The organism is Noviherbaspirillum aridicola, from assembly GCF_019656455.1.
In the GTDB taxonomy this organism is placed as follows: Bacteria; Pseudomonadota; Gammaproteobacteria; order Burkholderiales; family Burkholderiaceae_D; genus Noviherbaspirillum; species Noviherbaspirillum aridicola.
Window position 1 is genome coordinate 145,964 of the sequence record NZ_BPMK01000013.1, and the last position, 6,003, is coordinate 151,966.

7 protein-coding genes are annotated in these 6,003 nt (G+C 63.6%); all 7 read left to right on the top strand.

What is annotated here, in order from left to right:
* The 7 genes from NCCP691_RS15360 (at nt 1) to NCCP691_RS15390 (ending at nt 5,619) form a co-directional block, all read left to right on the top strand.
* The gene (locus tag NCCP691_RS15360; protein WP_220809429.1) at nt 1-426 is read left to right on the top strand and encodes a universal stress protein; all 426 of its coding nucleotides are present in this window, start codon (nt 1-3) and stop codon (nt 424-426) included.
* A 176-nt stretch (nt 427-602) separates the two neighbouring features.
* The gene (locus tag NCCP691_RS15365; protein ID WP_220809430.1) at nt 603-1,577 is read left to right on the top strand and encodes a tripartite tricarboxylate transporter substrate binding protein BugD; all 975 of its coding nucleotides are present in this window, start codon (nt 603-605) and stop codon (nt 1,575-1,577) included.
* A 146-nt stretch (nt 1,578-1,723) separates the two neighbouring features.
* Nucleotides 1,724-2,185 (top strand): tripartite tricarboxylate transporter TctB family protein, encoded by a 462-nt coding sequence (locus NCCP691_RS15370; RefSeq protein WP_220809431.1) that lies wholly within the window; start codon nt 1,724-1,726, stop codon nt 2,183-2,185.
* Nucleotides 2,186-2,198: 13 nt separating this feature from the next.
* Nucleotides 2,199-3,698: a tripartite tricarboxylate transporter permease gene (locus tag NCCP691_RS15375; RefSeq protein WP_220809432.1), complete on the top strand. Its 1,500-nt coding sequence runs from the start codon at nt 2,199-2,201 to the stop codon at nt 3,696-3,698.
* Nucleotides 3,699-3,826: 128 nt separating this feature from the next.
* Nucleotides 3,827-4,321 carry a methylated-DNA--[protein]-cysteine S-methyltransferase gene (locus NCCP691_RS15380; RefSeq protein WP_220809433.1) on the top strand — a complete coding sequence of 165 codons (495 nt, stop codon included), beginning with the start codon at nt 3,827-3,829 and terminating at the stop codon, nt 4,319-4,321.
* A complete protein-coding gene (gene xerD, locus NCCP691_RS15385; protein ID WP_220809434.1) occupies nt 4,321-5,226 on the top strand; it encodes a site-specific tyrosine recombinase XerD in 906 nt (301 codons plus the stop codon). Before NCCP691_RS15380 ends, xerD begins: the two co-directional genes overlap by 1 nt.
* A 12-nt stretch (nt 5,227-5,238) precedes the next feature.
* The gene (locus NCCP691_RS15390) at nt 5,239-5,619 is read left to right on the top strand and encodes a YbaN family protein (protein WP_220809435.1); all 381 of its coding nucleotides are present in this window, start codon (nt 5,239-5,241) and stop codon (nt 5,617-5,619) included.
* Nucleotides 5,620-6,003 lie beyond the last annotated feature (384 nt).

Consider the following 6,003-nt stretch of genomic DNA (forward strand, 5'->3'; position numbering starts at 1 on the left):
ATGCAGAAGATCCTGTTGGCAGTCGATGGCTCGGAAACCTCGTTGCGCGCGGTCGCCCATGTCGCCAAGCGCGCTGCCGCGGCGAAGGAGGATTACCAGATCCTGCTCGTCAATGTGCAGTACCCGTTGCACGGCAGCGTCAGCACCTTCATCGATGGCGGCCAGATCAAGCAGTATCACCACGAGGAAGGCATGAAAACGCTTGCCGCGGCCCAGGAAAACCTGACCGCGGCCGGCGTGCCTTACACCCACCATCTGTTCGTCGGCGAGCCGGCCGAAGTGGTCACCCGCTTTGCCCGGGAGCAGGGCTGCGACGAGATCGTGATCGGCACCCGCGGGCTGTCCGGGATCGGCAGCCTGCTGATGGGTTCGGTCGCGACCAAGGTGATTCACCTGGCCGACATGCCGGTATTGCTGGTGAAGTAAAAATGCGCCGTGGTTACCCGCGAGTGTTGCGGGTTTCCACAGTTGTTCGAGTGGCAGGCCTCCGTAATAATCGCTAGGCGAAGGCGGAACAAAGAAGCTGCCGGTTCGAGGCGGAGCAGGCAGCACGGTTTTCTTTCCGCACGTTCTCGCTTACCTAATACTAGAGAGGAGCACACATGCCTATCAAATCCCTGCGCCTGCTTGCGGGTATCGCGCTGGTGGCCAGCACGGCCGCATACGCCCAGAACTATCCCACCAAGACCGTCACCGTGATCGTGCCGTTCGCGGCCGGCGGCCCGACCGATACGGTTGCCCGCCTGGTCGCGCAGTCGATGAGCAAGACGCTCAACCAGCAGGTCATCGTCGAAAACGTCGGCGGCGCAGGCGGCACGATCGGCGCGGCACGCGTGGCAAAGGCCGATCCCGACGGCTACACCCTGTTCCTGCATCACATCGGTCAGTCGACGGCACCGGCGCTGTACCGCAAGCTGAGCTACAACGCCATCGACAGCTTCGAGCCGATCGGCCTGATCACCGATGTTCCGATGACCTTCGTCGCGCGCAAGGACTTCCCGGCCAAGGACTTCAAGGAACTCGTCTCCTACGTCAAGGCGAACAAATCCAAGGTCACCTATGCCAACGCCGGCGTGGGATCCGCTTCGCATCTGTGCGGCATGCTGTTCATGAGCGCGATCGACGCCGATCTCACCACCGTGCCGTACAAGGGCACCGGCCCGGCCATGAACGATCTGCTGGGCGGCCAGGTGGACTTCATGTGCGACCAGACCACCAACACCACCAGCCAGATCAAGAGCGGCAAGATCAAGGCCTATGCGGTGACCACGAAGAGCCGCGTCGCCTCGCTGCCCGAGATCCCGACCACGGCTGAAGCCGGCCTCGGCAGCTTCGAAGTCGCGGTATGGCATGGCCTGTACGCGCCGAAGGGCACGCCCAAGCCCATCGTCGACAGCCTGTCGAAGGCGCTGCAAGTGGCGCTCAAGGACAGCAACGTCAAGCAGCGCTTCGCCGAACTCGGCACCGAGCCGGTGGCGGAAAACCGCGCGACGCCTGACGCGCACCGCGCCTTCCTCAAGTCCGAGATCGACAAGTGGAGCCCGATCATCAAGAAGGCGGGCGTCTACGCGGACTGATCCCCGCGTGACGCGATAAGCGTTTCAAAAGAGCGGCGGGGCAGTAAGCCCCGCCTCTTTTTGTGTGTGGTATGAACACGGTCGCGATGCCGGCGCCGCACAGAAGATTTTCCAATCAGCGATTGCATATTCAGGAGGAGAGCACTGTGGCATCGTTAATCCGCAACCCCAAGGACTTCTGGTCCGGGGTGATCTTCATTGTCTTCGGGCTGGCGGCCATCTTCATCGGCCGCGACTACTCGATGGGCTCGGCGGGCCGCATGGGTCCGGCCTATTTCCCCACGGTCCTCGGCGGCATACTGGCTGTCATCGGCGCGGTCGCCGTGCTGCGCTCGCTCGTGACCCGCGCCGAGGGCACCGGGAAGTTCGCCATCAAGGAGACGATTCTTGTCCTGGTCGGCACGCTGCTGTTCGGCTTCCTGGTCCGCCAGGCGGGCGTGGTGGTCGCCGTCATCGTTCTGATCATGCTCGGCGGCATGGCGAATCCGAAATTCCGTACCGGTCCCTATCTGTTGCTCGCAATCGGTGTCGCCATCTTCTGCGTGCTGCTGTTCGTCAAGGCACTCGGCTTGCCGATGCCCATCATCGGCCCCTGGCTCGAGTTTTAAGGAGTAGCCCAGCATGGAACTCTTCAGCAACCTGGCGCTCGGCTTCGAAACCGCGCTCACCCTGAGCAATTTGTTGTACTGCCTGATCGGCGTATTCTTCGGCACCGCCGTGGGCGTGCTCCCGGGTCTCGGGCCGACGGCCACCATCGCGATGCTGCTGCCGATCACCTTCTCGCTGCCGCCGGTATCGTCGCTCATCATGCTTGCCGGTATCTACTACGGCGCCCAGTACGGCGGCTCCACCACGGCGATCCTGGTCAACCTGCCCGGTGAAGCCTCGTCCGTGATCACCGCCCTCGACGGCTACCAGATGGCCAAGAAAGGGCAGGCCGGCAAGGCGCTGGCAACCGCCGGCATCGGTTCCTTCTTCGCCGGCTGCGTGGCCACGCTGCTGCTGGCGATGTTCGCGCCGCCGCTGGCCGAACTGGCGCTCAACTTCGGTCCGGCGGAATACTTCTCGCTGATGGTGCTCGGCCTGGTCGCGTCGGTGGTGCTGGCGCACGGCTCGCTGCTGCGCGCGATCGGCATGATCATTCTCGGCCTGCTGCTCGGCCTGATCGGCACCGACGTCAACTCCGGCACGCCGCGCTACACCTTCGACCTGCCCCAGCTTGCCGACGGCATCAACTTCGTCGTCGTCGCGATGGGCATGTTCGGCCTCGGCGAGATCATCCGCAATCTCGAGCATGACGAGACCCGCACCGTGATGGTCAAGAAGGTGGAGGGCCTGATGCCGACCAAGGACGACCTCAAGCGCATCGTCGCGCCCATCCTGCGCGGCACCGCGCTCGGTTCGGCGCTCGGCATTCTGCCGGGCGGCGGCGCGATGCTGTCGTCGTTCGCGGCGTACTCGATCGAGAAGAAGGTCAGCAAGAACTCGGCCGAGTTCGGCAAGGGTGCCATCGAAGGCGTGGCGGCACCGGAGTCGGCGAACAACGCCGGCGCGCAGACCTCGTTCATCCCGATGCTGACGCTGGGCATTCCGTCGAACCCGGTGATGGCGCTGATGATCGGTGCGATGATCATCCAGGGCATCCAGCCGGGACCGGCCGTGATGACGGAACAGCCGGCGCTGTTCTGGGGCATCATCGCCTCGATGTGGATCGGCAACTTCTTCCTGATCGTGCTGAACCTGCCGATGATCGGCCTGTGGGTGCGCATGATCATGGTGCCTTACCACTTCCTCTATCCCTGCATTTTGGTGTTCTGCGCAGTCGGCGTGTTCAGCCTGAACAACAGCGAATTTGATGTCTACCTGATGGCGCTGTTCGGCCTGTTCGGCTACATCTGCGCCAAGCTGGAGATGGAAGCGGCGCCGATGCTGCTCGGCTTCATCATCGGCCCGATGATGGAAGAGTATCTGCGCCGTGCGCTGCTGCTGTCGCGCAGCGATCCGATGGTCTTCCTGCAGCGTCCGATCTCGGCCACCATGCTGATCCTCGCAGCGCTGGCCATGGCGGTGGTGCTGCTGCCGTCCCTGCGCAAGAAGCGCGAGGAAGCCTTCGAGGAGTAAGCGCAACGCCGGCGCAAGCCGGCCCGCCCTGACAATCGGCGTGACCGTGCGAACGGCGCGCCGATTGTCTTTTCTGCATGGCATGCATGCGCGTGGGCGCCGCGGCGATTTTGAATTATGCTATCCGGATGAAATCCGAAAGCGCTTCACTCTTCAATGCCATCGTCGAGGCGCCGTTCGGCGCCGTCGGCATACGCACCGCGGACGATGCGGTGCGCGAACTGGTGTATCTGCCGCCAGGCTACGACGAGCAGGCCGCCACCGACCCGCTCGCCGATCAGGCCGCGCAACAGGTGGCGCGCTACCTGCGGGAGCCCGACTTCCGTTTTTCCCTGCCCCTGGCCGCTGCGGGCACGGCTTTCCAGCGCCGCGTGTGGCAGGTCATCTCGGAGATCCCGCCCGGCAGCGTGCTGACCTACGGGCAGGTGGCGAAGCTGATACGCTCCGCGCCGCGCGCGGTGGGCCAGGCCTGCGGGGCGAACTGGTTCCCGCTGATCATTCCCTGCCACAGGGTGACCGCCAGCGGCGGCCTGGGCGGCTTCTCCAATCATGACGAGGAAACCGGTTTCCACCTTGGCGTTAAGCGCTGGCTGCTGGCGCACGAGGGCGTGAAGGCGTGGTGATGAGCGAGATCCAGGCTGCCAATCAGACCGCCATCGACGAATTTTGCGACACCCTCTGGCTGGAAGACGGATTGGCCAGGAATACCCTGGACGCCTACCGGCGCGACATGGCGCTGTTCGCGCAATGGCTGCAGAGCGAGCGCACCAAGCTGCTGTACGCGGTGCAGGCCGACGACATCAACGCCTATTTCGCCGCACGCCATGCCGAATCCAAGGCGACCTCGGCCAATCGCCGGCTGGCGGTGCTCAAGCGCTTTTATCAGATGGCGCTGCGGCAGAAGCGGGTGACGATCGATCCCTGCCTCAAGCTGCGCTCGGCCAAGCAGCCGCCGCGATTTCCCAAGATTCTGTCGGAAGCGCAGGTCGAAGCCCTCCTCGCCGCGCCCGACGTCAATACGCCGCTCGGCCTGCGCGACCGGACCATGCTCGAACTCATGTACGCCAGCGGCCTGCGGGTCTCGGAACTGGTGCAGCTCAAGACGGTCGAGCTTGGCATGAACGAAGGCATACTCCGCATCCACGGCAAGGGCAGCAAGACCCGGCTGGTGCCTTTCGGCGAAGAGGCGCGCGACTGGATCGAGCGCTACATGAAGGAGGGCCGCCCGGCCATCCTCAACGGTCAGGTCGACGATGCGCTGTTCGTGACGGCGCGCGGTTCGGCCATGACACGGCAGATGTTCTGGACGCTGATTAAAAAATATGCAATCAGGGGCGGCATCAATGCGCCGCTGTCGCCGCACACCCTGCGTCACGCGTTCGCCACGCATCTGCTCAACCATGGCGCCGACCTGCGCGTGGTGCAGTTGCTGCTCGGCCACGCCGATATCTCGACCACGCAGATTTATACCCACGTCGCCCGCGAGCGTCTCAAGACGCTGCATGCGAAGCATCATCCGCGCGGGTAGGGACGGCGGCTCATGAAATTCCTGCTCAACCTGGTCGGCTGCATCGCGGTGGTGCTGGCCGTGCTCGGCGTGTTCCTGCCGCTGCTGCCGACCACGCCTTTCCTGCTGCTGGCATCGGCCTGCTTCATCCGCGGCTCGGACCGCATGCATCGCTGGCTGATGAACAACCGGCTGTTCGGCGAGTACCTGCACAATATCGAGACCCGGCGCGGCATGCCGCTGCGCGCGAAGGTCGTCGCGCTGGCGCTCATGTGGCCGTCGCTGCTGTGGTCGATGCACATCGTCGGCAGGCCGCTGGTCACGGCACTGCTGCTGGTCACCGGGAGCGGCGTGACGGTCTACATCCTGCGCATGAAGACCCTGAAGAATGAAGGACGCAACGACGCAGCATGAAGCAGCCGGCGTTTTTGCGAAAGCGGGAACAGACGTGCAAACACCCTTGCTTTGACTCAATTCGCGGCGGGGCGGCCTTGCTACATTGCCTGTTCCTTCTGCATTTTCAGGGTGCCCGCCATGGATCGTTTTCCTACGCTGTCCTACATTGCGCTGGTGGCGGCGACCTTCGCGGCGACGTACTACGTGGCCGCGATCTGAGCAACACCGGGCAAAAACAAAAAGGGCCGCAGCGATGCGGCCCTTTTTCATGATGTTGACCCGTCCTGAAATGCGTTGACACTTTTTTGGAGGTGTCAAATGGACAGAGGGATCAAGCGTACGCAGCGGGACTACACGCTGGCTTTTAAGTTGGCGGTAGTTGACGAGGTGGAAAAAGGCGAG

What these genes read in the sequence shown, in the direction of transcription:
- NCCP691_RS15375 (WP_220809432.1), top strand. Translation starts at nt 2,199, where the DNA reads ATGGAACTCTTCAGCAACCTGGCGCTCGGCTTCGAAACCGCGCTCACC.
- NCCP691_RS15365 (WP_220809430.1), top strand. Translation starts at nt 603, where the DNA reads ATGCCTATCAAATCCCTGCGCCTGCTTGCGGGTATCGCGCTGGTGGCC.
- NCCP691_RS15380 (WP_220809433.1), top strand. Translation starts at nt 3,827, where the DNA reads ATGAAATCCGAAAGCGCTTCACTCTTCAATGCCATCGTCGAGGCGCCG.
- NCCP691_RS15360 (WP_220809429.1), top strand. Translation starts at nt 1, where the DNA reads ATGCAGAAGATCCTGTTGGCAGTCGATGGCTCGGAAACCTCGTTGCGC.
- xerD (WP_220809434.1), top strand. Translation starts at nt 4,321, where the DNA reads ATGAGCGAGATCCAGGCTGCCAATCAGACCGCCATCGACGAATTTTGC.
- NCCP691_RS15390 (WP_220809435.1), top strand. Translation starts at nt 5,239, where the DNA reads ATGAAATTCCTGCTCAACCTGGTCGGCTGCATCGCGGTGGTGCTGGCC.